The sequence below is a fragment of the Streptomyces sp. NPDC001270 genome, from assembly GCF_042896695.1.
Taxonomy (GTDB): Bacteria; Actinomycetota; Actinomycetes; order Streptomycetales; family Streptomycetaceae; genus Streptomyces.
The window spans coordinates 127,044-153,776 of sequence record NZ_JBIAXM010000014.1 but is presented as its reverse complement, the minus strand read 5'-3'; the positions used below and the strand labels follow the sequence as shown (position 1 = coordinate 153,776).

Here is a 26,733-nt window from a genome sequence, read left to right as displayed (position 1 = left end):
GGTGGGGTCAGAGCTGTGGGGGTGCCATGGTGAAGCGGGCGTCGATCTGTGCGTATACGTGTTGGCGCTGGGGTTCGAGGTCGAGTGGTGGGGGTGGGGCGTCCTGTGCCGCGGCGGCGAAGGCGATGGTGCGGAGGCCGGTGCGGGGGTGGGGTTCGGTGTTCCCGGTGCCGGTGTCGGCGAGGTCGATGAGTGCGGTGAGTGTGGTGCCGAGTGCTTCGGCGTATTCGCGGGCTCGTTGGACGGCTTCGTGTACTGCTTGTTGGCGGGCTTGTCGGTGTACTGGAGAGTTGGGGCGCAGGGACCACCAGGGGCCGTCGACGTGGGTGAGTTCCAAGTCGGCGAGGGGGGTGGTGAGTTCGCCGAGTGCGGGGAAGTCGGAGAGTTCGGCGGTGATGTGGACGGTGCCGTGGTAGGTGCGTACGCGTTCGCCGCGGCTGTGGGGGGAGAGTTCGGGGGTGAGGGTGAGGTGGCCGGTTTCGAGGTGTTCGACGGTGTCGCCGTAGCTCTTGATGAGGTCGAGGGTGGTGGTGTTGCGGTGGGTGAGGTCGTCGAGGGTGGAACGTCGGTCGCGTCCGCGGCTGGTGACGGTGATGGAGATGCGGGCGATCTCGGGGTCGGCTTCGAGGTGTGCTTCGCCGCGGACGGTGAGGTGGGGCTGTTCGGGCGAGGGGTTGGTCATACGTCCCACTCTGGCAGGTCTTCGGTGGGTCGGGATGTCGGTTCTCGTCGAGGAGGTCATCAGATCGCAACCTTCTGGACCTGTTGTGGTGGGCTGTGCCGGGCCAGAATCTACGCGCGTCGTTGACCGTTTCTGGAGGAGATCACAAGATGCCGCTGAACCGTCGGAAGTTCCTGAAGAGATCCGCAGCGACCGGGGCCGGGGTGGCGATCGGCGGTGCGGCGGCTGCGCCGGCGCAGGCGTCGGGGCTGTCGTCGGCGCGGCCGTCGGGCGAGGAGGGGCAGGGTGGGGCCGGTCGGCCGTCGAAGCGGTACGCGCTGACCGTCATGGGCACGACCGACCTGCACGGGCATGTGTTCAACTGGGATTACTTCAAGGATGCGGAGTACTCCGACGCGGCGGGCAATGCGATGGGGCTGGCTCGTATCTCCACGCTGGTGGAGGAGGTGCGCAGGGAGAAGGGGCGGGAGAACACGCTGTTGCTGGATGCGGGTGACACCATTCAGGGCACTCCGCTGACGTATTACTACGCGAAGGTCGATCCGATCACGGCCAAGGGTGGGCCGGTGCATCCGATGGCGCGGGCGATGAACGCGATCGGGTATGACGCGGCGGCGTTGGGCAATCATGAGTTCAACTACGGCATCGAGACGCTGCGCACGTTCGAGGATCAGTTGCGTTTTCCGTTGCTGGGTGCGAATGCCGTGGATGCGAAGACGCTGCGGCCGGCTTTTCCGCCGTATTTCATGAAGAAGTTCGCGGTGAAGGGTGCTCCGCCGGTGACGGTGGCTGTCCTCGGGCTGACGAATCCGGGGATCGCGGTGTGGGACAAGGCGCTCGTGGAGGGGAAGCTGAAGTTCCCGGGTCTGGAGGAGCAGGCCGCGGTGTGGGTGCCGAAGCTGCGGTCGATGGGTGCGGATGTGGTGGTGGTTTCGGCGCATTCCGGTACGGATGGGTCGTCGTCGTACGGTGATCAGTTGCCGTATGTGGAGAACGCGGCGGTCAATGTGGCCAAGCGGGTGCCGGGTGTCGATGCGATTCTGGTGGGGCATGCGCATCGGGAGATCGCGGAGTTGAAGGTCGTCAATGAGGAGTCGGGGCGGACGGTCGTGTTGTCGGAGCCGCTGTGCTATGCGGAGCGGCTGACTCTGTTCGATGTCGAGTTGGTGTTCTCGAAGGGCCGGTGGACGGTGGAGTCGGTGTCGGCTTCGCTGCGGAATGCGAATGCGGTTGCCGATGATCCGAGGATCACCAGGTTGCTGAGGGATGAGCATGCGAAGGTCGTGGAGTACGTCAATCAGGTGGTCGGTACGGCCACGCAGACGCTGACCACGGTCGATGCGCGGTACAAGGATGCGCCGATCATCGATCTGATCACGAAGGTGCAGGAGGATGTGGTCAGGGCGGCGCTGGTGGGTACGGAGTTCGCCTCGCTGCCGGTGCTGGCGCAGGCGTCGCCGTTCTCCCGTACGTCTGAGATCCCGGCCGGTGAGGTGACGATCCGGGATCTGTCGGGTCTGTATGTGTATGACAACACGCTGGTGGCGAAGGTGCTGACGGGTGCTCAGGTGCGGGCGTACCTGGAGTTTTCGGCGGAGTACTACGTGCAGACGGCTGCGGATGTGGTGGTCGATGTGGACAAGTTGACCAATGCGGGGGGTCGGCCGGACTACAACTACGACTATGTGTCGGGGTTGCGGTATGACATCGACATCGCTCAGCCGGCCGGTTCGCGGATCAAGAACCTGTCGTTCGGTGGTACCGCGCTGGATGACGCGCAGCGTTTCGTTCTCGCGGTGAACAATTATCGGGCGAATGGTGGTGGGGCGTTCCCGTTCGTCGCGTCGGCTCAGGAGGTGTGGTCGGAGTCGACGGAGATCCGGACGCGGATCGCGGAGTGGGTGACGGCGAAGGGTGTGCTGGACCCGAAGGACTTCGCTTCGGTGGACTGGAGGCTGACCCGGGCGGGCGTGCCGGTGTTCTAGTCGTTCGGGTCCGGGCGGCTGGGCGGGTGGGTCAGGTCCGGTCGTCGATGAGTGGGGTGAGGATTTTTGCCTGCCGGGCGGTCGGCACGTGTCGGGGTGGTTCGAGGCCGAAGGTGGTGAAGGCCGTCCGGGTGGGCAGTTGGTAGGTGTCTTTGCGGGTCAGTGAGTTGAGGATGGTGGCGCTGCGCCAGGCGGCGAGGCCGAGGTCGGGTGCGCCGACGCCGTGGGTGTGGCGTTCCGCGTTCTGGACGTATGCCGTTCCGGTGACGGAGGGGTCGAGTACGAGCCGGTATGCCTCGTCCACGCGGGGGCGGCCGGCGCTGTCGCGGCGGATGTAGGGGTCGAGTCCGGCGAGGAGGTGGTCCAGTGGGCGTTCGCGGTAGCCGGTGGCGAGGACGACGGCGTCGGTGGTGAGCCGGGTGCGGGTGTTTTGTTGGATGTGTTCCAGGTGGAGTTCGACTTGGGTGGTGGCGACGCGGCCGGCGGTGCGGACGCGGACTCCGGGGGTGAGGACGGCGTCGGGCCAGTCGCCGTGGAGGGTGCGGCGGTACAGCTCGTCGTGGATGGCGGCGATGGTGTCGGTGTCGATGCCTTTGTGGAGTTGCCATTGGGTGGCGACGAGTCGGTCGCGGACGGGTTCGGGCAGGTGGTGGAAGTAGCGGGTGTAGTCGGGGGTGAAGTGTTCGAGGCCGAGTTTGCTGTATTCCATGGGGGCGAAGGCTTCGGTGCGGCCGAGCCAGTGGAGTCTTTCGTGGCCGGTGGGGCGGTGGCGGAGCAGGTCGAGGAAGATTTCGGCGCCTGATTGTCCGGAGCCGACGACGGTGACGTGTCCTGCGGTGAGGAGGATGTCGCGGTGGTGGAGGTAGTCGGCGGCGTGCAGGACGGGGACGTCGGGTGCGTCGGCGAGGGGTTTGAGCGGGTCGGGTACGTGGGGGGCGGTGCCGACGGCGAGGACGATGTTCTTGGTGTGGGTGCGGCCGAGGGATTCGGCTTCGCCGTCGGGGTCGAGGCGGGTGTAGTCGACTTCGAAGGTGTCGCGGGTGGGGTTCCAGCGGATGGTGTCGACGTGGTGGGAGAAGTGGAGTCCGGGGAGGTGGTCGGCGACCCAGCGGCAGTAGGCGTCGTATTCGGTGCGGTGGGAGTGGAAGCGCTCGGCGAAGTAGAAGGGGAAGAGTCGGTCCCGGTTTCTGAGGTAGTTGAGGAAGCTCCAGTGGCTGGTGGGGTCGGCGAGGGTGACGAGGTCGGCGAGGAAGGGGACTTGGATGGTGGCGCCGTCGATGAGGAGTCCGGGGTGCCAGTCGAAGTGGGGGCGTTGTTCGTAGAAGACGGTGTCGAGTTCGGATAGTGGGTGGGCGAGGGCGGCGAGGGAGAGGTTGAAGGGGCCGATGCCGATGCCGACGAGGTCGCGTGGGGTGTCGGTCGTGACGTGCGGGGGGCTGCTCATCCGGGGGTGGTTCCTTCCACGAGGGTGAGGAGGTGGGCGAGTTCGTCGGGGTGGGTGTGGGGGTTGAGGAGGGTGGCTTTGAGCCAGAGGCGGCCGTCGAGGTGGGCTCGGCCGAGGATGGCGCGGCCGTCGTGCAGGAGGTGGCGTCGTATGCGGGCGACGGTGGTGTCGGTGGCGTGGGTGGGGCGGAAGAGGACGGTGCTGATGGTGGGTCGGGCGTGGAGTTCGAAGCCGGGGTGGTCGTGGACGAGGGCGGCGAGTGTGTGGGCGTGGGCGCAGACCTGGTCGATCATGGTGGCGAGTTCGGTGCGGCCGAGGGTTTTGAGGGTGACGGCGATCTTGAGGATGTCGGGTCGGCGGGTGGTGCGCAGGGAGCGGCCGAGGAGGTCGGGGAGGCCGGCTTCGGTGTCGTCGTCGGCGTTGAGGTAGTCGGTGTGGTGGTGGAGTGCGGTGAGGTCGTGGGGGTGGGCGAGGGCGAGGAGGCCGGCGGCGGCTGGTTGCCAGCCGAGTTTGTGCAGGTCGAGGGTGACGGTGTGGGCGGTTTCGAGGCCGGTGAGTTTTTCGCGGTGGCGTTCGCTGAAGACGAGGGGGCCGCCGTAGGCGGCGTCGATGTGCAGGCGGGCGCCGTGGGCGGCGCAGAGTCCGGCGATGTCGGGGAGCGGGTCGATGAGGCCGGCGTCGGTGGTGCCTGCGGTGGCGGCGACCAGGAGGGGGTGGGGGTGGTGGGTGAGGGCGTCGTGGAGGGTGGTGGGGTCGAGGGTGCCGGTGGGGGTGGGGAGGATGACGGGGTCGGGCAGGCCGAGGAGCCAGGCGGCGCGGGGCAGTGAGTGGTGGGCGTTGGTGCCGCAGACGAGTCGTACGTCGTTGCCTTGGGTTTCGCGGGCGAGGAGTACGGCGAGTTGGTTGGATTCGGTGCCGCCGGTGGTGACGAGGGCGTCGGCCAGGCCGATTTCGTGGGCGAGTTCGCGGCTGACGACGGTTTCCAGGGCGGAGGCGGCGGGGGCCTGGTCCCAGGAGTCCAGGGAGGGGTTGAGGGCGCTTGCGGCGAGGTCGGCGGCGGTGGCGACGGTGAGGGGTGGGCAGTGCAGGTGGGCTGCGCACAGTGGGTGGGCGGGGTCGGTGGAGTCTTCGGCGAGGGCCTGTACGAGGGTGCGCAGGGCGTCGGGGTCGCCTTGGTCGGGCAGTACGTCGCCGACGGCGGCGGTGATTCGGGCGGTGACGGCGTCGGGTCCGCCGGCGGGCAGTGGTCCGCCGCGTGCGTGTGCGCCGTCCCGGAGGGCGTCGAGCACGGTGTCCAGCAGGGGCCGTAGGGCGTCGGGGCCGTCGGGTGACGAGGCGAAGGGGGGCGTGGTCATGCGCGCGCTCCTCCGGGGTGGGGGGAAGGGGGAAGATCGGTGGGGGCTGTTCCAGCTTGTACGTGTTGGGGTCGACGCGCCCGGGATGAACGATGATCGGACCCGAAAGTGGGTACTTGCGTACGGGGAAAACGTGTTGGGTACCGGGTGGTGGGGGGTGGTGTGGGGTGGCGGGTTGACGTGTTGTCGGCGGGTGTGGTGCGCGCTGGGGCCGGGGAGGGTGGCCAGGGACCGGGGATGGCCGGAGGCCAGGGGGCGGCCGAGGATCGGGGCGTGGGGTGGCCAGGGTCGGGGAGCGGCCAAGATCTGGGGGAAAGCCAGAACCCGGGGCGGGGGCGGCCGGGGGCTTGGGGAACTGTCGGAGCCCGGTCAGCTGCTGAGGCCGGGGCCTCGGTGGCCAGGGTCAGGGCGCGGCGGCGAAAGCGCGGGGAACGGCGAAGGCTCGGGAACCCGCGAGGGCCCGTGGTCGCGGCGGCTCAGGTCCGGGAAACGCGCGAGGGCCCGTGGTCGCGGCGGCCCAGACCCGGGGAAACAGTCGAAGCCCAAGGAAGCGGGCCCGGGAAACAGTCGAAGCCCGAGGAAGAGGCCCGGGGAATCAGTCGAGGCCCAGGGAAGCGGTCCCGGGATGGCCAAGGACCGAGGGGTGGTGAGGGGGCTTGGTGTCGGGGCCGGGAGGGGGTCCCGGCCCCGGTGGGACGGGGGTTATGCCTCGCGTACGCGCAGGGCGCGGGCCAGGTCGTCGAGTTCGTCGGTGAGCCTGCGGCGCAGGGCGGCGACCGGTTCGGCGTCGCGCAGGCAGGTCTCGCCGAGGGCGAGGTTCTCGGCGTCGACGGCGTGTGCGGGGAAGGCCCAGCGGCCGGTGGCGGCGGCGATCGCGGGGCCGCGGCGGGCGGCGAGGGCGACGGCGTCCGGGTAGTAGCGGGGTACGTACTCCCGTAGCAGGTCGGTCTGTTCGGGCTGCCAGAAGCCTTTGGCGGTGGCGGTGAAGAGGTAGTTCGACAGGTCGGTGGTCTCGTCGCTCGCGAACATCGCCGCCCAGGCGGCGCGTTTGGCGTCGGGGTGGGGCAGGGCGGCGCGGCAGTGGGCGGCGCCTTCCTGGCCGGTGGCGCTCGGGTCGCGGTCCAGTTCGGCGGCGATGGCTGTCTCGTCGGTGGCGCCGAGGACGGCGAGCCGGGCGAGGATGCGCCAGCGCAGTTCGGGGTCGAGTTCGGGTCCGCCGGGCACGGTGCCGTCGGCGAGCCAGGCGGCGATGGTGTCGGGGTGGGCGGCCGCGTCGATGAAGTGGCGTACGGCGACGAGTCGCAGGCCGGGGCTGTCGCCGTCCTCGGTGCGGCGGATGAGGTCGCGGCAGAGGGCGGACAGGGTGCTCAGGGCGGCCGGACGTTGTTCGGGGGTGAGGTAGCGGTCGGCGATCTGGGTGGAGGCGAACGCGAGGACGCCCTGGACTATGGCGAGGTCGGTTTCGTGCGGGAGGTGGGTGCGGGCGGCGTCGAGGTAGGCGGTGGGCGGGAGTTGGCCGTCGCGGACGGCGTCCCGCAGGGCGTTCCAGACGACGGCCCGGGTGAGCGGGTCGGGCAGGCCGGAGAGTCCGGTGCGGATCGTTTCGAAGGAGTCGGTGTCGAAGCGGATCTTGGCGTAGGTGAGGTCGCCGTCGTTGAGGAGGAGCAGCGCGGGGCGTTTGCCGAGGGGGTGGGGTTGGGTCTGTGGGATGTCGAGGTCGTGGCGTTCGCGCAGGGTGAGGTGGCGTCCCTCGTCGGTGGGGTCCTGGTCGTAGAGGCTGACGGCGATGCGGTGCGGGCGGCTGCCGGTGCGGTCGACCCGCAGGGTGTGTGTTCCCGGGTCGGCGTGGTCGACGGTGGGGGTGAGTGTGTCGACTCCGGTGGTGCGCAGCCAGGCGTCGGCCCAGGCGGGTACGTCGCGTTCGGTGGCGGAGGCGAGGGAGTCGATGAAGTCGGCGAGGGTGGCGTTGGCGAATTTGTGGCGGGTGAAGTGGGTGTTGATGCCGGCGAGGAAGTCTTTCTCGCCGAGCCAGGTGACGAGTTGGCGGAGTGCGGAGGCGCCTTTGGCGTAGGAGATGCCGTCGAAGTTGAGGAGTGCGGAGGCGGTGTCGTCGACGGCTTCGGGGGCGACGGGGTGGGTGGAGGGGCGTTGGTCGGCGTCGTAGCCCCAGGCTTTGCGGGCGACGCCGAAGTCGACCCAGGTGTCGGTGAAGCGGGTGGCTTCGGCGGTGGTCTGGTAGCCCATGTACTCGGCGAAGGACTCGTTGAGCCAGATGTCGTCCCACCAGGTGAGGGTGACGAGGTCGCCGAACCACATGTGGGCCATTTCGTGGGCGATGACGACGGCGCGGGTCTGGCGTTCGGTGTCGGTGACGGCGGAGCGGAAGACGAATTCGTCGCGGAAGGTGACCAGGCCGGGGTTTTCCATGGCGCCGGCGTTGAATTCGGGGACGAATGCCTGGTCGTAGGAGTCGAAGGGGTAGGGTTCGGCGAATTTTTCGTGGTAGCGGTCGAAGCAGGCGCGGGTGATGTCGAGGATTTCGTCGGCGTCGGTGTCGAGGTGGGGGGCGAGGGAGCGGCGGCAGTGGAGGGCGAAGGGCAGGCCGCGGTGTTCGGTGCGTACGGAGTGCCAGGGGCCGGCGGCGACGGCGACGAGGTAGGTGGAGATGAGGGGGGTGGGGGCGGCTTTCCAGCGGCCGTTGCCGAGGTGTTCGGTGATTCCGTTGGCGAGGACGGTCCAGTTTTCGGGGGCGGTGACGGTCAGGTCGAAGACGGCTTTGAGGTCGGGTTGGTCGAAGGCGGCGAAGACGCGTTGGACGTCGTCCATGAACATTTGGGTGTAGACGTAGGTCTGGTCGTCGCTGGGGTCGGTGAAGCGGTGCATGCCTTCGCCGGTGCGGGAGTAGCGCATGCGGGCGTCGAGGTGGAGTTCGTGTGCGCCGGGGGTGAGGTTTTTCAGGGGGAGTCGGTGCTGGTGGAGGGTGTCGGGGTCGAGGGGGTGTCCGTCCAGGGTCGCGGAGCGCAGTTCGGCGGGTTTGATCTCGACGAACGTGTCGGTGTTCGGGGCGTCGGCGCGTACGGAGAACCTGATCGCGGTGTGGGAGTCGAAGGTCTCGTCGCCGGTGGTGAGGTCGAGCTCGATGGTGTAGCGGTGGACGTCGAGGAGCTGTGCTCGGCTCTGCGCTTCGTCGCGCGTCAGTACGGACATGCAGGCCATGCTGCCTGATACCGCCGATGGCGGACAGCGGTGGGGCGGTATGCGCCGTATATGTGTTATGTGAGTTTCCGGTCCGTGGGGGCCGGAGAGGGTGTGGCCGCCCCGGCAGCCGGGTGCCGGGGTGGCGGGTGGTGCGTGGTCCGGCGCGCGGTGTCGTGGCCGGGTGGTGTGCGCCGGGGCGGTGACGTGGGGTTTTGACGCGGGGTTGCGGGGTGCTGACGGGTGGTGAGCGGGGTGCGTCAGGCGCGTTCGGTGGTGTGGTCGTCGGCCGTGTGGTCGTTCGCGGTGTCCTCGGCGATGCGTTCGTGGTGTCTGATCACTTCGGCGATGATGAAGGTCAGGAAGGTCTCGGCGAAGGCCGGGTCCAGTTTGGCGTCCTCGGCGAGGCCGCGCAGCCGGGCGATCTGGCGTGCCTCGCGGGCGGGGTCGGCGGGCGGCAGCTGGTGGACGGCTTTGAGGTGGCCGACCTGCTGGGTGCATTTGAAGCGCTCGGCGAGCATGTGGACGATGGCCGCGTCGATGTTGTCGATGCTGTCGCGCAGCCGGTCGAGTTCCGCGCGGACGGCGGGTTCGACGTCACCGTTACCGGTGTTGCTGGAGGTCATGGGTGTCCAGCCTAAGGGGCGCACGGGGGTTCGATCACGGGTGGTCGGCGGGGGCGGTGGCCGGGTCGTCCGGGCTGGGCAGCGGGTGGGCGAAAACCGCTCACACCCGCATAGAGTGGATGCGATGTCCAGGGCGTCTTTGGGGGTGCGGGCGTGGCGAACGACGGACCGGTCGAGCATGGCTATCCGCATCTGGAGACGGTGCGGGCCGCGATCACGGCGCTGTACCGGCGTCTTTCGTACGACACGATCCAGACGTTCGCGACCAGTGTGGCCCCGGCGGACGTGGCGTTCTCCGATGTCGATGATCTGCATCTGGGTGCGCAGCGGGTGGCGGGTGCGATCGTGCGGCACTTCCGGTTGCCGGATGCGCGTCTGGTCGTGAGTTTCCGGGAGATGAGTCATGCGGCGAACGTCGAACTGGAGGCGGGCCCGGAGTACTTCGTGGAGTTGAACGACCGGTTCCGTACGCATCGCCGGGACATCGGTGCGGCGCTGGCGCACGAGGTGATGCATGTCTATCTGCACCGTCTGGACCTGTCGTTCCCGAGTACGCCGGAGAACGAGATCCTGACGGACACGGCGACGACGTATCTGGGTGCGGGGTGGCTGCTGCTGGACGCCTACCGGGAGGACACGGTGTCGTCGCAGAAGCTGGGTTATCTGACGCCGGAGGAGTTCGGTTATGTGCTGGCCAAGCGCTCTTTGGTGTTCGGTGAGGATCCGTCGGTGTGGTTCACCAGTCCGCAGGCGTACACGGCGTACACCCGGGGTCTGGCCCAGGCGCGGCAGGACGAGCAGCAGCCGCCGCTGACCGCGGCGGGCTGGGCGGGGCGTCGCCGTTATGCCCGGGACCGCCATCAGGTGCACGGGCCGCAGCCGGGTGTCGGTTACGCCTTCGCTGCGGACGGCGGTGGCCGGCTGCGGGTGTCGTTCCCGTGCCCGACGTGCCGGCAGCGCATCAGGGTGCCGGTGCGGGGCCGGGTCCGGGCGCGTTGCGGTCTGTGCCGCACGGTGCTGGAGTGCGACACCTGAGAGACGCGGCTGGGATACGCGGCGGCGCCTGCCCGGGTCCGGTCGGGGACGGTGGGCAGGCGCCGTCGGTGTTCCGTACGCCTTTGTACGGGACGTGTGGTGGTGATCCGTCAGACGAGTGCTCGGTCCGTCGGGTGGATCGGGGAGGGCAGGTCGCTGGTGCCGGTCAGGTAGCGGTCGACGCCCTTGGCGGCGGAGCGGCCCTCGGCGATGGCCCAGACGATGAGGGACTGGCCGCGGCCGGCGTCGCCGGCGACGAAGACGCCGGGCACGTTGGTCTGGAAGTCGGCGTCGCGGGCGATGTTGCCGCGTGCGTCGAGTTCCAGGCCGAACTGCTCGACCAGGCCGTTCTCGCGGTCGGTGCCGGTGAATCCCATGGCGAGGGTGACGAGCTGGGCGGGGATGCGGCGTTCGGTGCCGGGCTTCTGGGTGAGTTTGCCGTCGGTGAACTCGACCTCGGCGATGTGCAGCCACTGCACGTTGCCGTCCTCGTCGCCCTCGAAGTGGGTGGTGGAGGCGGAGTAGATGCGTTCGCCGCCTTCCTCGTGGGCGGAGGTGACCTTGTAGAGGATGGGGAAGGTCGGCCAGGGCTGGCTGGTCGGGTTCCGTTCGTCGCCGGGGCGGGGCATGATCTCCAGCTGGGTGACGGAGGCGGCGCCCTGGCGGTGGGCGGTGCCCACGCAGTCGGCGCCGGTGTCGCCGCCGCCGATCACCACGACGTGCTTGCCCTCGGCGGTGATCGGCGGGGTGACGTAGTCGCCTTCCTGGACCTTGTTGGCCAGCGGGAGGTACTCCATCGCCTGGTGGATGCCGCCCAGTTCGCGGCCGGGGACGGGCAGGTCGCGGGCGGTGGTGGCGCCGGCGGCGATGACGACGGCGTCGTAGCGCTTGCGCAGGTTCGTCGCTGTCAGGTCGCGGCCGACCTCGACGCCGGTGCGGAACCGGGTGCCTTCCGCGCGCATCTGCTCGATACGGCGGTTGATGTGCCGCTTCTCCATCTTGAACTCGGGGATGCCGTAGCGCAGCAGGCCGCCGACGCGGTCGGCGCGTTCGTAGACGGCGACGGTGTGGCCGGCCCGGGTGAGTTGCTGGGCGGCGGCCAGGCCGGAGGGTCCTGAGCCGATGACCGCGACGGTCTTGCCGGAGAGGCGTTCGGGGGCCTGGGGGCGGACGTCGCCGCTGTCCCAGGCTTTGTCGATGATGGAGACCTCGACGTTCTTGATGGTGACGGGCTGCTGGTTGATGCCGAGTACGCAGGCCGACTCGCAGGGGGCGGGGCACAGCCGTCCGGTGAACTCCGGGAAGTTGTTCGTGGCGTGCAGGCGTTCGGCGGCGGCGGTCCAGTCCTCGCGGTAGGCGTAGTCGTTCCACTCGGGGATGAGGTTCCCGAGCGGGCAGCCGTTGTGGCAGAACGGGATGCCGCAGTCCATGCAGCGGCTGGCCTGCTTGCTGATGATCGGGAGCAGGGAGCCGGGGACGTAGACCTCTTGCCAGTCCTTGACGCGTTCGCTGACGGGTCGGGTTTCGGCGATCTCTCGACCGTGGTTGAGGAAGCCCTTCGGGTCAGCCATTGATCGCCGCCTCCATCATCTTCTCGTGGGTCTCGGTCTCGGAGAGACCGGCTCGCTCGGCGGCGTCCTTGGCGGCGAGCACTGCCTGGTAGGTGCTGGGGATGATCTTGCTGAAGCGGTCGGCGGCCGTGTCCCAGTCGGCCAGGAGTTTCGCGGCGACGGTGGAGCCGGTCTCCTCCTGGTGGCGGCGGACCACGTCGTGCAGCCACTGCTTGTCGGTGTCGTCGAGCGGCTGGACGGCGTCGAGGTTGCCGGCGTTGACGTTGTCGCGGTCGAGGTCGACGACGTAGGCGATGCCGCCGGACATGCCGGCCGCGAAGTTGCGGCCGGTCGGGCCTAGGACCACCGCGTGCCCGCCGGTCATGTACTCGCAGCCGTGGTCGCCTGCGCCTTCGGAGACGACCAGCGCGCCGGAGTTGCGGACGCAGAACCGTTCGCCGGTGCGGCCGCGCAGGAACAGTTCGCCGCCGGTCGCGCCGTAGGCGATGGTGTTGCCGGCGATCGTCGAGTACTCGGCGAGGTGGTCGGCGGCGCGGTCGGGGCGGACGACGACCCGGCCGCCGGAGAGCCCCTTGGCGACATAGTCGTTGGCGTCGCCCTCCAGGCGGAGGGTGATGCCGCGGGGCAGGAAGGCGCCGAAGGACTGGCCGGCGGAGCCGGTGAAGGTGATGTCGATGGTGTCGTCGGGCAGGCCGGCACCGCCGAACTGCTTGGTCACCTCGTGGCCGAGCATGGTGCCGACCGTGCGGTTGATGTTGCGGATGGGTACCTGGGCGCGGACCGGCTGGGCGTCGGTGGCGCTGGTGGCGGCGAGGGCGTCGGCGGCGAGCCTGATCAGCTCGTTGTCGAGGGCCTTGGCGAGGCCGTGGTCCTGTTCGACGGCCTGGTGGCGGACGGCGCCGGCGGGCAGTTCGGGCACGTGGAACAGCGGCTCCAGGTCGAGGCCCTGTGCCTTCCAGTGGTTTATGGCGCGGGTGACGTCGAGGGCCTCGGCGTGGCCGACGGCTTCCTGGATGGAGCGGAAGCCGAGTTCGGCGAGGATCTCGCGGACCTCCTGGGCGATGAACTCGAAGAAGTTCACCACGTACTCGGCCTTGCCGGCGAAGCGGTCGCGCAGGGTCGGGTTCTGCGTGGCGATGCCGACCGGGCAGGTGTCGAGGTGGCAGACGCGCATCATGACGCAGCCGGAGACGACGAGCGGTGCGGTCGCGAAACCGAACTCCTCGGCGCCGAGGAGCGCGGCGATGACAACGTCGCGGCCGGTCTTGAGCTGGCCGTCGGTCTGTACGACGATCCGGTCCCGCAGGCCGTTGAGCAGGAGGGTCTGCTGGGTTTCGGCGAGGCCGAGTTCCCAGGGGCCGCCGGCGTGCTTGAGGGAGGTCAGCGGGGAGGCGCCGGTGCCGCCGTCGTGTCCGGAGATCAGGACGACGTCCGCGTGGGCCTTGGAGACGCCCGCGGCGACCGTGCCGACGCCGACCTCGGAGACCAGCTTCACGTGGATGCGGGCGGAGGGGTTGGCGTTCTTCAGGTCGTGGATGAGCTGGGCGAGGTCCTCGATGGAGTAGATGTCGTGGTGCGGCGGCGGGGAGATCAGGCCGACGCCGGGGGTGGAGTGCCGGGTCCTGGCGACCCACGGGTAGACCTTGTGGCCGGGCAGCTGGCCGCCTTCGCCGGGCTTGGCGCCCTGGGCCATCTTGATCTGGATGTCGTTGGCGTTGACCAGGTATTCGGAGGTCACGCCGAAGCGGCCGGAGGCGACCTGCTTGATCGCGGAGCGGCGGGCCGGGTCGTACAGGCGCTCGGGGTCCTCGCCGCCCTCGCCGGTGTTGGACTTGCCGCCGAGCTGGTTCATGGCGATGGCGAGGGTCTCGTGGGCCTCGCGGGAGATGGAACCGTAGGACATGGCGCCGGTGGAGAACCGTTTGACGATCTCGCCGGCCGGTTCGACCTCGTCGATGGGGATCGGTTGCCGGCCGGAGGCGAAGCCGAACAGGCCGCGCAGCGTCATCAGGCGCTCGGACTGCTCGTTGACGCGGCCGGTGTACTGCTTGAAGACGTCGTAGCGGCCGGTGCGGGTGGAGTGCTGGAGGCGGAAGACCGTCTCGGGGTCGAACAGGTGCGGTTCGCCCTCGCGGCGCCACTGGTACTCGCCGCCGATCTCCAGGGCGCGGTGCGCGGGGGCGATGCCGGAGGCCGGGTAGCCCTTGGCGTGCCGGGCGGCGACCTCTTCGGCGATGACGTCGATGCCGACGCCGCCGATCTTGCTGGTGGTGCCGTTGAAGTACTTGTCGACGAAGGCGTCGTCGAGGCCGATGGCTTCGAAGACCTGGGCGCCGCGGTAGGAGGCGACGGTGGAGATGCCCATCTTGGACATGACCTTCAGGACGCCCTTGCCGAGGGCGTGGATCAGGTTGCGGATGGCGGTGTCGGCGTCCATGCCGGGCAGGAAGGTGCCGGCCCGGACCAGGTCCTCGACGGACTCCATCGCCAGGTAGGGGTTGATGCCGGCGGCGCCGTAGCCGATGAGCAGGGCCACGTGGTGGACCTCGCGGACGTCACCGGCCTCGACCAGCAGGCCCACGTGGGTGCGCTGCTTGGTGCGGATGAGGTGGTGGTGGACGGCCGCGGTGAGCAGCAGCGAGGGGATCGGCGCGTGCTCGGCGTCGGAGTGGCGGTCGGACAGGACGATCAGCCGGGCGCCGTTGTCGATGGCGGCGTCGGCCTCGGCGCAGATCTCGGCGATGCGGGCGGCCAGCGCGTCGCCGCCGCCGCCGACCCGGTACAGGCCGGAGAGGGTCGCGGCCTTGAAGCCGGGCAGGTCGCCGTCGGCGTTGATGTGGATGAGCTTGGCCAGCTCGTCGTTGTCGATGACCGGGAAGGGCAGCACGACGCTGCGACAGGAGGCGGCCGTCGGGTCGAGCAGGTTGCCCTGCGGGCCGAGGGCGGAGCGCAGCGAGGTGACGAGTTCCTCGCGGATCGCGTCCAGCGGCGGGTTGGTGACCTGCGCGAACAGCTGGGTGAAGTAGTCGAACAGGAGGCGCGGGCGTTCGGACAGGGCGGCGATGGGCGAGTCGGTGCCCATGGAGCCGATCGGTTCGGCGCCGGTCTTGGCCATCGGTGCGAGCAGGACGCGCAGCTCTTCCTCGGTGTAGCCGAAGGTCTGCTGGCGGCGGGTGACGGAGGCGTGGGTGTGCACGATGTGCTCGCGCTCGGGCAGGTCGCCCAGTTCGATCTCGCCGGCTTCCAGCCACTCGGCGTAGGGCTGTTCGGCGGCGAGGGTCGCCTTGATCTCGTCGTCCTCGATGATGCGGTGCTCGGCGGTGTCGACGAGGAACATGCGGCCGGGCTGGAGGCGGCCCTTGCGGACGACCTTCGCGGGGTCGATGTCGAGGACGCCGACCTCGGAGCCGAGGACGACGAGGCCGTCGTCGGTGACCCAGTAGCGGCCGGGGCGCAGGCCGTTGCGGTCGAGTACGGCGCCGACCTGGGTGCCGTCGGTGAAGGTGACGCAGGCCGGGCCGTCCCAGGGCTCCATCATCGTGGCGTGGAACTGGTAGAAGGCGCGCCGGGAGGGGTCCATGGAGTCGTGGTTCTCCCACGCCTCGGGGATCATCATCAGCACGGCGTGGGGCAACGAGCGGCCGCCGAGGTGGAGGAGTTCCAGTACCTCGTCGAAGGAGGCCGAGTCGGAGGCGTCCGGGGTGCACACCGGGAAGATGCGGTCCAGGCGCTGGTCGCCGAAGAGGTCGGAGGCCAGCCGGGACTCGCGGGCGCGCATCCAGTTGCGGTTGCCCTGGACGGTGTTGATCTCGCCGTTGTGGGCGACGAACCGGTAGGGGTGGGCGAGCGGCCAGGACGGGAAGGTGTTGGTGGAGAACCGGGAGTGGACCAGGGCGATCGCGCTGGCGAAGCGGCGGTCGGACAGGTCCGGGAAGAACGGTTCGAGCTGGCCGGTGGTCAGCATGCCCTTGTAGACGATGGTCCGCGCGGACAGTGACGGGAAGTAGACGCCCGCTTCGCGTTCGGCGCGCTTGCGCAGCACGAACGCCTTGCGGTCCAGCGCGATGCCTTCGCTGGCGTGTCCCGCGGGCTTGGTCCGGGAGGTGTCGTCGGTGACGAAGATCTGCCGGAAGGCGGGCATGGTGGAGCGGGCGGTGGCGCCCAGCAGCTCCGGGGCGACGGGGACGTCGCGCCAGCCGAGGACGGTGAGGCCCTCGTCCTGGGCGATCGTCTCGATCTGTGAGACGGCGTCGGTGGTGTCGTCCGGGGGCAGGAAGGCGATGCCGACGGCGTACGCACCGGCCGGGGGCAGTTCGAATCCGGCCACCTGGCGGAAGAACGCGTCGGGCACCTGGGAGAGCAGTCCCGCGCCGTCGCCCGAGTCGGGTTCGGAGCCGGTGGCACCGCGGTGTTCCAGGTTGCGCAGAACGGTGAGCGCCTGCTCGACCAGCACATGGCTCGCCTCGCCGGTGAGGGTGGCCACGAAGCCGACGCCGCAGGCGTCGTGCTCGGTGCGGGGGTCGTACATTCCCTGTGCAGCAGGGCGCGCATCCATGAATGACCAGTTTCGGCCATTCGTGGAAGGCTGGGACGGCTGGCGCGGTGTGCGCATCGGCTCTCCCGTCGTCGTCAGTGGCATGTGCGGTGCCGAGGGACGACGCTGGCCCTCTGCGTGAGAGAAAATTTCGTGCAGGTTACATGATGGATCGGTTCTCGAAAACCGGATACTCCATTCCAGCATGCAGACGTCGCCGGGGTGCGCGACCTGGACGCCGCGCGCGGCGGCGGAAGCATAGGGGGACCGAAGTGGACAGATCCATGTCCATCGACCCGGAAGGGGGGAGGCGGGAGGAACGGCAACGCCCATCCCGCGGGGTGCGCGGCAGGCGTCGTTGCTCGCAGCGCTTACGGCTCATGCCCAGCGGTCAAGCATCCGAAACCAGTCGGTAACAGCTACTTATACGACTCAATGCATAGGTACCAACCAGCTTAGCTTACGGCGGTTCCGAACAGACTGCCCAGGGCGTACGTCACACCGGCCGCCGCGCCGCCCAGGGCGAGCTGCCGCAGACCGCTGAACCACCAGGTCCGCGCGGTCACCTTGGCCACCACGGCACCACAGCCGAACAGTCCGACGAGGGCCAGCACCAGGGCCGGCCACAGCGCGGTCGCGCCGAGCAGGAAGGGCAGGACCGGCAGCAGCGCGCCGAGCGCGAAGGAACCGAACGAGGAGACGGCCGCGACCAGCGGTGACGGCAGGTCGCCCGGGTCGACGCCGAGTTCCTCGCGGGCGTGTATCTCCAGGGCCTGCTCGGGGTCCCGGGACAGTTGCCGGGCGACCTCGCGGGCCAGCTCGGGTTCGACGCCCCGCGTCTCGTAGAGTGCCGCGAGTTCCTCCTCCTCGTCCTCGGGGTGCCGGCGCAGCTCGCGGCGCTCGACGTCCAGCTCGGCCTCGACCAGCTCGCGCTGCGAGGCGACGGACGTGTACTCGCCGGCCGCCATGGAGAAGGCGCCGGCCGCGAGACCGGCCAGCCCGGTGATCACGATGGTCTGGTGGCTGACCGCGCCGCCGGTCACGCCGGTGATCAGGGCGAGGTTGGAGACCAGGCCGTCCATCGCGCCGAAGACCGCGGGGCGCAGCCAGCCGCCGTTGACATCCCGGTGTGTGTGGTTGTCCCGGTGCGCCTCGTGCAGCGCCGCTTCGGTGTCGATGATGGCCATAACGGTCCCCCAGGAGCTTGATTGGACGGGTTCTACTTTTCGACAACACCGAAACTACGTTATTGATTTCTCCTTCGCCAGCAAGGAAAGGCTGGGCTAACCTGCGGTTTTACCCTCCTCGCTCATCCGTGCACAGGCTTGCGCACATGTCGACCGGGTGATGCTGCGGCCCGTGGTGCTCGCGGCGACGGCTCCGGTGGCAGACATCCGCAAAGGTCCCCCGACGGAGAGAGCCGCCCATGGCACCGATCGCCCGCATCCCCTCGGTCCCGTCCCCCGGGGACGGGACCGAACTCCGCGACCGGGCGCGCGGCGCGCTGCTCGGCCTGGCGGTGGGAGACGCGCTCGGTGCCCCGGCGGAGAACCTGAAGCCCTCGGAGATCCGCGCCCGCTGGGGCCGGATCACCGGATACGTCGTCGAGCGGCCGTGCGGCACGGACGACACCGAGTACGCGATCTTCTCCGGGCTGCTGCTCGCCCGGCACGGCTCGGCGCTCACCCCGGCCGACGCGGAGGCCGCCTGGCACAAGTGGATCGCGAACCGGCACGAGGGGCCCTTCCGGGGCGCCGGTTTCAGCGAGCGGGGCACGCTGGAGAACCTCCGCAGAGGGCTGGCCGCACCCATCTCCGCCCAGCACCGGCACGCCTGGAGCGACGGCCTCGCGATGCGGGCGGCCCCCTTCGGGGTGTTCGCGGCGGGCCGCCCCGCCGAGGCGGCCCGGCTGGTGGCGGTCGACGGCTCGGTCAGCCACGACGGCGAGGGCATCTACGGCGGCCAGGCGGTGGCCGCCGGGGTGGCGGCGGCGATGGCGGGCGCCCCGGTCAGCGCGGTGGTCGCCGCTGCCCTGGCCGTCGTCCCCGACGACTCCTGGACGGCCCGCTCACTGCGGCGGGCCGTCGCCGTCGCCCACCGCGGCGAACGCGCGGTCCGCTGCGCGGTCGTCATCGGCGGCTACCCCTGGACCGACCTGGCCCCCGAGGCGGTGGCACTCGCCTTCGGCGCGTACGCGTCCGCCGACGGCGACTTCCGGCGGGCCGTCCTGACCGCAGTCAACATGGGCCGCGACGCCGACACCACGGCGGCCGTCGCGGGCGCGCTGGCCGGCGCGACCGAGGGCGTGCGCGCCGTCCCGCCCGACTGGGCGGCGGCGATCGGCCCGGCCCGCGGCAGCTGCCTGCCCTCCATGGCGGGCCACCACGTACTCGACGTGGCGGACCTTCTGGTCCGGAACCGGCCGGCCGCGGCCCCCGACAGTCCCGCCGCGGCACGGGACAGAACCGCCCCGGTCCAGGACAGGCCCGCCCCGATCGCGGCCGGACCCGCCGAGGGGGAGCCGCAACCGCCCCTGCCGCACGTCCCGCCGGGTGACGGCCTGCTCGAACCCGTGCCCCGCCCACCAGCGGGCGCGCCCCGCGAACCCGTACCGCACGCCCTGTCGAACGCCGCCGGGCCAGAACCCGTATCCCCCCTCCCCCCGGGCGCGCTCCACCGCCCACCGGGCGCGCTCCACCGCCCCGACCCCCCCACCCCGCCGACCGGCGTCCCGCACCGCCCCGTACCGCACTCCCCCGCGGACGGCGCCCCGCCCGGCCTCGTACCCCACCTCCCGCCGGTCGCGCTGCGCGACCTCGTGCCGCAGGCCGTGGAAGGGCCGGTCCCGGAGGCCACGGTGCGCGGTGACGCCCACCCCGCCGCGGAGCCGGCACCCACCGCGCCCGCGAACCCCGCCGCCTGCGTACCCGCCGCCTGCGCACCCGTCGAGCAGAGCGGCGAGGTGCTGCCGTGAGCCGCCGCGTCGAGGGGCTGCTGCTGGGGCTCGCCGCGGGCGATGCCGCCGGATGGCCCGCGGCACGGCACCGGGCCGCCCGGATGCCCGAGTGGACCCGGCGGCTCACCCGCGAGCTGGACACCTTCGCCGAGCAGAACGCGACCACCACGCTGCCCGTGCCGATCGCGCTCAACCAGCCCCCGGAACCGCTGCGCCTCGGCCCCTCCGACGACGCCGAATGGGCGGCGTTCGCGGCCGAGGCGGTGCTGCGGGCCGGCGACGACAGCGTGCTCGGGGACCTGAGCCGGGACCGCCGCACCCGCGCCGCGATCGACCTGACCTGGAGCGCCGTCGCCTCCGAGGTCGCCGCGGCGGCCGAACGCGCCCCGGAGGTGGAGTCCGCGGTGCTGCCGCTGCGCGCCCGGATCTCGGTCCGGGCCGGCCTCGGCAACCTCGCGGGCGGGCTGCGCCCGCCCGCCAGCGGCCACGACAACCCGCACTACTTCGACGACGCGGCCTGCGTACGCGCCTGTGTGCTCGCCGTCGCCCACCGCGGCGACCCGCGGCGCGCCGCGGAACTGGCCGAGTTCGACGCCCGCTACACCCAGGACGGCGACGGGGTGCACGGCGCCCGGGCGATGGCGGCGGCCCTCGCACTGGCGCTCACCGGCGCGGACGTGGACACCTGCGCGACGGCGGCCCTCGACGAACTGCCCGCGGCCACGGAGATCGGCCGCAACGCCCGCCAGGCGCTGGCCCTCGCCCGCGACACCGGATCCGCCTTCGCGCTGATCCCGCTCCTTGAGCACCAGATCGTCGACCACGTCTACAGCTACGGCATCGCCGCCGCCGAGACGGTCCCGGTCGCGCTCGCCCTGGCCTGCGCCGCGCGGGGCCGGATCGCCGAGGCCGTGCCCGCCGCGGCCTGCCTGTCCCGGGTCGCCGACTCGGCGCCCGCGCTGGCGGGCGCGCTGACCGGAGCACTGGGCGGCGGCGCGTCCGTCCCGCCCACGTGGCGGGACGCCTGCCGCACCCTCTCCGGCTGCGCGCTCCCCCGCCTCACCGGCACCGACCTGGTCGAACTCGCCGAACTCCTGGAAACCGCACCACCGGCCGAACCGTGAGGATGATTCGGACATGACACCCAAGGACTACGCAAGCGGCGGTCCGGATCTGGCGGAGCGGATCACCGGGGCGCTCGTCGGCGCCGCCGTCGGCGACGCCCTCGGCGGCCCCGTCGAGGGCTACTCCCCCGACCAGATCGTCGAACGCCACGGCGGTCGCGTCCACGGCGTCGTCGGCCCCTGGCACGGCGACGCCTGGCGCACCGCCCGCCCCGTCGCGCCGTACCACAAGGGCGACGGGCACGTCACCGACGACACGTTGATGACCCATGCGCTGATCCGGGTGTACGCGCGCGTCCGGGACCACCTCGACGCCTACGCCGTCGCCGACCACCTCGTCCCGGACCTGATGACGACCCCCCGCTGGATTCCCGAACTGGAGGCGGAGGCGCTGCCCCTGCACCGGATCTTCCTGGCGGAAAAATGGCTGGTGGCCCGGCTCGCATACGGCCATGTGGACCCGCGGGAAGCGGGCGCGGGGAACATCGTCAACTGCGGGGCGGCGATGTACATGGCCCCCGTCGGCCTGGTCAACGCGGCCAACCCGGCGGGCGCGTACGCCGAGGCACTGGACGTCGCGGGCGCGCACCAGTCGTCGTACGGCCGAGAGGCGGCCGGGGTCTTCGCGGCGGCGGTGGCGGCGGCGACCGCACCCGGCGCGACCCCGGATGCGGTGGTGGCGGCGTGCCTGTCCCTGGCGAAGGACGGTACCCGGGCGGCGATCGAGGAGGTGTGCGCGGTGGCCGCCCGGCACCGCGACATCGAGTCGGCGCTGGTCCCGCTGCGGGCGGCGGTGGCCCCCTACGACACGGTGGGCCCCGACTACCGCACCCCGTCCCTGGGCGCCCGGCGCCCCTCCCGGCTGCACGCGATCGAGGAGCTTCCCGTCGCGCTCGGCATGCTGCTGGTGGCCGGCGGCGACTACCGGCAGGCGGTCCTGGGGTCGGTCAACTACGGCCGCGACTGCGACTCCATCGCGACGATGGCGGGCGCGCTGGCCGGCGCCCTGGGCTCGCCGGTCCCGCAGGAGTGGTCGAAGACGGTGGCGGAGGCGAGCCGGCTGGACCTGTGGGCGCCCGCCCGGACGCTCACCGAGGTGTCCCGGGAGGTCTTCGAACGGGACGTCCGGCGCCGCCGGACCCATGAGCGGGCGTTCAGCGCACTCGGGGGCGCGGAATGCTCCGGCTGACCTGGGTCCAGCCGGAGGACCTGGTGGCCCACGAACTCCGCCAGGCACGGCAGGACGGACGCGAGCCGTCGGCGATCGAGGCCCGCTGGAAAGCGGCGGGCGGCGGTGCCGCGCCGGTCCGTGCGGGCGCGTCCCCGCAGCGGGCGTCGCGGTATCTGCGGTTGCTGGCGGAGGACCTGCTGGACGAACTGGCGGAGCTGCCGGGCCCGGCCGCCGAACGGGAACCGACCGGACTGCCCCGGATCAAGGCCCTGTGCCCCGACTGGCCCACCGGCCCACTCCGGCCGGGCCCCGCGCCGACCGACCGCGACTCCACAGCGCGGCGGCGGCCGGACCGGAGACCGCCGGCTCCCCGACCGGTACGCGGCACAACGGCCGGTGACCCACCGGCAGGGGCGGTTCCCGAAGCCACGGCACCGACAGGTGCGGCACCGACAGACGCGACACCAGGAGACGCGACACGGGCAAGTAACAGGTCGGCAGGTGACGGTCCAACAGGTGATGGGCCGACAAGTGACGGGCCTGCAGGACCTACAGGTGACGGATCGGCAAGTGACGGGCCGGCAGGCGGCTTCGCGGCGGCCCTCACCCCGCTCGCCCTCGAAGCCGCCTGGCTGGGCCGGGCCGTCGGCTGTCTGCTGGGGAAGCCGGTGGAGAAGCTTCCCCTCGACGGCATCCGGCAACTGGCGCGGTCCACCGGCAACTGGCCGCTCGCCGCCTACTTCACGGCCCGCGGGGTCCCGGCGGACCTCATGGCGGCCCACCCCTGGAACCGGCGCTCGGCCGGCACCTCCCTCGCCGAGAACATCGACGGCATGCCCGAGGACGACGACCTCAACCATCCCCTGCTCAACCTGCTGCTGCTCGCCCGGCACGGCAAGGCGTTCAGCACCGCCGACCTGGCCCGGCTCTGGCTCGACGAACTGCCCGCCGGCCGCACCTTCACCGCCGAACGCATCGCCTACCGCAACCTCCTCGCCGGCCTCGAACCCCCGCACACGGCCCGCCACCGCAACCCCTTCCGCGAGTGGATCGGCGCCCTGATCCGCGCCGACGTGCACGGCTGGACCAACCCGGGCGACCCGGCCGCCGCCGCGGAACAGGCCCACCGCGACGCCGTCCTCAGCCACACCGCCAACGGCGTCTACGCGGCGATGTTCACCGCGGCCACCATCGCCGCCGCGGCCACCGGATCCCTCGACGTGCACGCCTGTCTGCGCGTCGGCCGCTCGGTGGTGCCGTCCCGCTCCCGGCTGGCCGACGCCCTCGACCACGCCGTCGGGACGGCCGCCGCGCACCAAGACTTCGACCAGGTCGTGGACGCGCTCCACGCCCGGTACTCCGCCACCTACCACTGGGTCCACGCCATCCCCAACACCGCCCTGATCGCCGCCGCCCTCACCCACGCGGACGGCGACTTCACCGGCTCCATCTGCCGTGCCGTGTCCGGTGGCTGGGACACCGACTCGGCCGGCGCCACCGCCGGCAGCATCGCCGGCCTCCTCGCCGGGTCGCCCGCCGCCCTGCCCGACCGCTGGACGGCTCCCCTCAAGAACCGGCTCGCCACCTCCGTCACCGGCTTCGACGGCATCGGCTTCGACACCCTCGCCCACCTCACCCACCTGGAGGCGACCCGCCCATGACCCCCGCCCCACCCGCCGCTCATCCCGCCGGCCCGAGCACCGGCCCCGCCGCGCGCGACCCGCAGTGCACCGCATGAACGCCGCCCAGCCCCTGCACGGCCTGCGCGTCCTCGACCTCGCCACCCTCTTCGCCGGTCCCCTCGCCGCCACCCTGCTCGGTGACTTCGGCGCCGAGGTCATCAAGGTCGAGCACCCGAAGAAGCCCGACCCGTCCCGGGGGCACGGACCCGCGAAGGACGGCGTCGGCCTGTGGTGGAAGCTGCTCGGCCGCAACAAACGCACCCTCACCCTGGACCTGTCCAAGCCCGGCGGCCGTGCCACCCTGCTGCGGCTCGCCGCCACCGCCGACGTGGTCGTCGAGAACTTCCGGCCGGGCACGCTGGAGAAGTGGGACCTGGGCTGGCCGGAGCTGTCCGCCGCCAACCCGCGGCTGGTGCTCACCCGGGTCACTGCCTTCGGCCAGTTCGGGCCGTACGCCCGCCGCCCCGGCTTCGGCACCCTCGCGGAGGCGATGAGCGGCTTCGCCGCGATCACCGGCGAGCCGGACGCGCCCCCGACGCTCCCGCCCTTCGGGCTCGCCGACTCCATCGCCGCCCTGGCCACGGCGTACGCGGTGATGACGGCGCTGGCCGCCCGGGAGCGGACCGGCGCGGGCCAGGTCGTCGACATGGCCATCATCGAGCCGATCCTGACCGTCCTCGGCCCACAGCCCATCTGGTACGACCAGTTGGGCCACGTCCAGCCGCGCACCGGGAACCGCTCGCAGAACAACGCCCCGCGCAACACCTACCGCACGGCGGACGGGTCCTGGGTGGCCGTGTCCACCTCGGCCCAGTCGGTCGCCGAACGCGTGCTGGACCTGGTCGGCCGCCCGGATCTGAGCACCGAGCCGTGGTTCGCGACCGGCGCCGGACGGGCGGCGCACGCCGACGTACTGGACGAGGTGGTCGGCCACTGGATCGCCGCCCGCACCCGCGACGAGGTGGTGGCGGCCTTCGAGAAGGCGGAGGCCGCGGTGGCACCGGTGCAGGACGTGCGGGACGTGATGACCGACCCGCAGTACGCGGCCCTGGACACCATCACCACCGTCGATGATCCGGAGCTGGGTCCGCTGCGCATGCAGAACGTCCTGTTCCGGCTCTCCGCCACGCCCGGCTCGATCCGCTGGGCGGGCCGCCCGCACGGCGCGGACACCGTGGCCGTCCTGACCGAGCTGGGTCTGACCCCGGCGGAACTCGACGCCCTGCGGGCGGAGGGCGCCCTGTGATCCCGACCCCGCTCACCTGGCTGTACGTCCCCGGTGACCGGCCGCGCGTGGTGGCGAAGGCGCTGGCCTGCGGCGCGGACGTGGTGGTGATCGACCTGGAGGACGCGGTCGCCCCGGACCGCAAGGAGTACGCCCGCGCGGCCACCGCCGACCTGCTGTCCGAGCCGCAGCCGGTGCGGGTCGACGTCCGGGTGAACGGCACGCAGGGACCGTGGGCGGCGGCCGACCTGCGGGCGATGACCGGGCTGCCGGGCGTGTCCGGGGTGCGGCTGCCGAAGGTGACGTCCGCCGCCGAGGTGGTCAGCGCCGCCCACGACGCCGGGCACGACCGGCTGTACGCCCTGCTCGAAACGGCTCTGGGCATCGAGCGCGCCTACGCCATCGCCACCGCCCACCCGGCCCTGCGGGGCATCTCCCTGGGCGAGGCGGATCTACGGGCCGACCTGGGCGTCCAGGCCGACGCGGGGCTCGACTGGTGCCGTTCCCGGGTCGTGGTCGCCGCACGGGCGGCCGGTCTCGCCCCGCCGCCCCAGTCGGTCCACCCCGACATCCGCGACCTGGACGGCCTGGCGGCCTCCTGCGCGCACGGCCGTGCCCTCGGCTTCCTCGGCCGGGCCGCCATCCACCCCCGTCAGCTGCCGATCATCGCGCGTGCCTATCTGCCGACGGAGGCGGAGCTGGAGCAGGCCGAGACCATCGTGAAGGCGGCGACGGCGGAGCGCGGAGCCCAGGCGCTGCCGGACGGCCGGTTCATCGACGCGGCGGTGGTGGCGGCGGCCCGGCGGACGCTGTCCCTGGTGACCCGCAAACCGTGAACCCGGGACGGCCGGATCGGCCACGCCGGGCGAGTCCGGCGGGCCGGACGGCGGACGGCAGGCCGGACAGCGCACGCCGCCCGGCCCGCCTCATGGACCGCGGTACGACGACGAGGGCGCCCCCCGCCGTGCGGGGGGGCGCCCTCGTCGTACCGCGGTCGCGGCTCAGCTGTTCTTGGTGGCCGGAGCCTCGTCCTTCGCGTCCTCGGCCTGCGCGGTCCCGGTCTCGTCGTCGGCCCGGTCGTCGGACCCCTCGTCCGGCGTGTCCCGGGCCGCGTCCGACACGTCGCCCGCCGCCGGCTGGTCCGGCGGCACGTCCGTCACGTCGGCTGCGGGACCGTCCCCGGTCTTGTCCAGTGCCGGGCCCTTCGCCTCGTCGTCGGCCGCGGCGGCGGACACGGTCTCCGTGCCGCTGTCCTCGCCCGCGGCACCGGCGGCGACGGCGGCCGGTTCCACCACGGGTTCCCGGCCGGGCCGCTTCTTCGCCGACACGACGATGTACGCCACCGCCAGCAGGAACACGATCAGCGCGGTCCAGTCGTTCAGACGCAGCCCCAGGATGTGGTGGGCGTCGTCGACGCGCATGTACTCGATCCAGGCGCGCCCCACGCAGTACGCGGCGACGTACAGGGCGAACACCCGGCCGTGGCCCAGCTTGAACCGCCGGTCGGCCCAGATGACCAGGATGGCCACGCCGATGCACCACAGGGACTCGTACAGGAACGTCGGGTGGTAGTACCCCGGAACCCGGCCGCCCTCGGAGGAGGTGATGTGCAGGGCCCAGGGAACGTGCGTCTCGCGCCCGTACAGCTCCTGGTTGAACCAGTTGCCCCAGCGGCCGATCGCCTGCGCCAGGGCGATACCGGGGGCGACGGCGTCGGCGTACGCGGGCATCGGGATGCCCCGTCGCCGGGCGCCGATCCACGCGCCCAGCGCACCCAGCGCGATCGCACCCCAGATGCCGAGACCGCCCTCCCACACCTTGAAGGCGTCCACCCAGTCACGGCCCGAACTGAAATACAGCTCGTAGTCCGTGACCACGTGGTAGAGCCGGCCGCCGACCAGTCCGAACGGCACGGCCCAGACGGCGATGTCCGCCACCGTGCCGGACCGGCCGCCACGGGCGACCCAGCGCCTGTTGCCGAGCCAGACGGCGACGAACACGCCGATGATGATGCAGAACGCGTAGCCGCGCAGCGGAATCGGGCCGAGATGCAGCACACCGCGCGAAGGGCTGGGAATGTAGGAGAGGTCCATGGCAGGGTCGACGCTACCGTGCCGGGCCGTGCACACGGCAATCACCCCGGCTACG

The 26,733-nt window shown here is 71.5% G+C and carries 16 protein-coding genes and 1 pseudogene; 8 read left to right on the top strand and 9 right to left on the bottom strand.

From position 1 onward, the window contains the following. Positions 1–7 precede the first annotated feature (7 nt). Positions 8–682, bottom strand: a complete 675-nt coding sequence (locus tag ACFY2B_RS24200; RefSeq protein ID WP_390765160.1) for an SIMPL domain-containing protein — start codon at positions 680–682, stop codon at positions 8–10. A 149-nt stretch (positions 683–831) separates the two neighbouring features. Between ACFY2B_RS24200 and ACFY2B_RS24195 the strand changes: the two genes are divergently transcribed. Then, positions 832–2,667, top strand: coding sequence for a bifunctional metallophosphatase/5'-nucleotidase (locus tag ACFY2B_RS24195; RefSeq protein WP_390765159.1), 1,836 nt, complete (start codon positions 832–834; stop codon positions 2,665–2,667). A gap of 31 nt (positions 2,668–2,698) precedes the next feature. Here the strand turns inward: ACFY2B_RS24195 and ACFY2B_RS24190 are convergent, their stop codons facing one another. The 4 genes from ACFY2B_RS24190 to ACFY2B_RS24175 all read right to left on the bottom strand — a co-directional run bounded on the left by ACFY2B_RS24190 (position 2,699) and on the right by ACFY2B_RS24175 (position 9,287). Continuing rightward, positions 2,699–4,111 carry a lysine N(6)-hydroxylase/L-ornithine N(5)-oxygenase family protein gene (locus tag ACFY2B_RS24190; protein ID WP_390765158.1) on the bottom strand — a complete coding sequence of 471 codons (1,413 nt, stop codon included), beginning with the start codon at positions 4,109–4,111 and terminating at the stop codon, positions 2,699–2,701. Further along, positions 4,108–5,466, bottom strand: a complete 1,359-nt coding sequence (locus ACFY2B_RS24185) for a pyridoxal phosphate-dependent decarboxylase family protein (RefSeq protein ID WP_390765157.1) — start codon at positions 5,464–5,466, stop codon at positions 4,108–4,110. The genes ACFY2B_RS24190 and ACFY2B_RS24185 overlap by 4 nt, the downstream gene beginning before the upstream one ends. A 702-nt stretch (positions 5,467–6,168) precedes the next feature. Continuing rightward, positions 6,169–8,673 (bottom strand): aminopeptidase N, encoded by a 2,505-nt coding sequence (pepN, locus tag ACFY2B_RS24180; protein ID WP_390765156.1) that lies wholly within the window; start codon positions 8,671–8,673, stop codon positions 6,169–6,171. A 248-nt stretch (positions 8,674–8,921) separates the two neighbouring features. Beyond that, the gene (locus ACFY2B_RS24175; RefSeq protein ID WP_390765155.1) at positions 8,922–9,287 is read right to left on the bottom strand and encodes a chorismate mutase; all 366 of its coding nucleotides are present in this window, start codon (positions 9,285–9,287) and stop codon (positions 8,922–8,924) included. A 153-nt stretch (positions 9,288–9,440) separates the two neighbouring features. Here ACFY2B_RS24175 and ACFY2B_RS24170 point away from each other — a divergent pair, with 153 nt between their 5' ends. Further along, complete coding sequence (locus ACFY2B_RS24170) at positions 9,441–10,322, top strand: hypothetical protein (RefSeq protein WP_390765154.1); 882 nt, start codon at positions 9,441–9,443, stop codon at positions 10,320–10,322. Positions 10,323–10,432: 110 nt separating this feature from the next. On the opposite strand, the gene ACFY2B_RS24165 is transcribed toward ACFY2B_RS24170, so the two are convergent. From ACFY2B_RS24165 to ACFY2B_RS24155, 3 genes are all read right to left on the bottom strand, one after another. Continuing rightward, positions 10,433–11,893: a glutamate synthase subunit beta gene (locus ACFY2B_RS24165; protein WP_390765153.1), complete on the bottom strand. Its 1,461-nt coding sequence runs from the start codon at positions 11,891–11,893 to the stop codon at positions 10,433–10,435. Then, positions 11,886–16,505, bottom strand: a complete 4,620-nt coding sequence (gene gltB / locus ACFY2B_RS24160) for a glutamate synthase large subunit (protein ID WP_390765152.1) — start codon at positions 16,503–16,505, stop codon at positions 11,886–11,888. Before gltB ends, ACFY2B_RS24165 begins: the two co-directional genes overlap by 8 nt. A gap of 377 nt (positions 16,506–16,882) precedes the next feature. Further along, positions 16,883–17,614: a VIT1/CCC1 transporter family protein gene (locus tag ACFY2B_RS24155; protein WP_376532528.1), complete on the bottom strand. Its 732-nt coding sequence runs from the start codon at positions 17,612–17,614 to the stop codon at positions 16,883–16,885. Between the two features lie 239 nt (positions 17,615–17,853). On the opposite strand from ACFY2B_RS24155, the pseudogene ACFY2B_RS24150 reads away from it, so the two are divergent. From ACFY2B_RS24150 to ACFY2B_RS24125, 6 genes and pseudogenes are all read left to right on the top strand, one after another. Then, positions 17,854–18,840: pseudogene (locus ACFY2B_RS24150) on the top strand (ADP-ribosylglycohydrolase family protein); the annotation flags it as partial. A gap of 506 nt (positions 18,841–19,346) precedes the next feature. After that, positions 19,347–20,507, top strand: a complete 1,161-nt coding sequence (locus ACFY2B_RS24145; RefSeq protein WP_390765235.1) for an ADP-ribosylglycohydrolase family protein — start codon at positions 19,347–19,349, stop codon at positions 20,505–20,507. A gap of 13 nt (positions 20,508–20,520) precedes the next feature. Then, positions 20,521–21,696 (top strand): ADP-ribosylglycohydrolase family protein, encoded by a 1,176-nt coding sequence (locus tag ACFY2B_RS24140; RefSeq protein WP_390765151.1) that lies wholly within the window; start codon positions 20,521–20,523, stop codon positions 21,694–21,696. Beyond that, on the top strand, positions 21,684–23,339 hold the full coding sequence (locus ACFY2B_RS24135; RefSeq protein WP_390765150.1) for an ADP-ribosylglycohydrolase family protein: 1,656 nt from the start codon (positions 21,684–21,686) through the stop codon (positions 23,337–23,339). Before ACFY2B_RS24140 ends, ACFY2B_RS24135 begins: the two co-directional genes overlap by 13 nt. A 73-nt stretch (positions 23,340–23,412) precedes the next feature. Beyond that, entirely contained in the window at positions 23,413–24,606 is a 1,194-nt protein-coding gene (locus ACFY2B_RS24130) for a CaiB/BaiF CoA transferase family protein (RefSeq protein ID WP_390765149.1), read from the top strand. Further along, a complete protein-coding gene (locus ACFY2B_RS24125) occupies positions 24,603–25,421 on the top strand; it encodes an HpcH/HpaI aldolase/citrate lyase family protein (protein WP_390765148.1) in 819 nt (272 codons plus the stop codon). The genes ACFY2B_RS24130 and ACFY2B_RS24125 overlap by 4 nt, the downstream gene beginning before the upstream one ends. Before the next feature lie 165 nt (positions 25,422–25,586). Here ACFY2B_RS24125 and lgt read toward each other — a convergent pair whose 3' ends face one another. Beyond that, positions 25,587–26,678 carry a prolipoprotein diacylglyceryl transferase gene (gene lgt, locus ACFY2B_RS24120; RefSeq protein ID WP_390765147.1) on the bottom strand — a complete coding sequence of 364 codons (1,092 nt, stop codon included), beginning with the start codon at positions 26,676–26,678 and terminating at the stop codon, positions 25,587–25,589. Between the last annotated feature and the right edge of the window lie 55 nt (positions 26,679–26,733).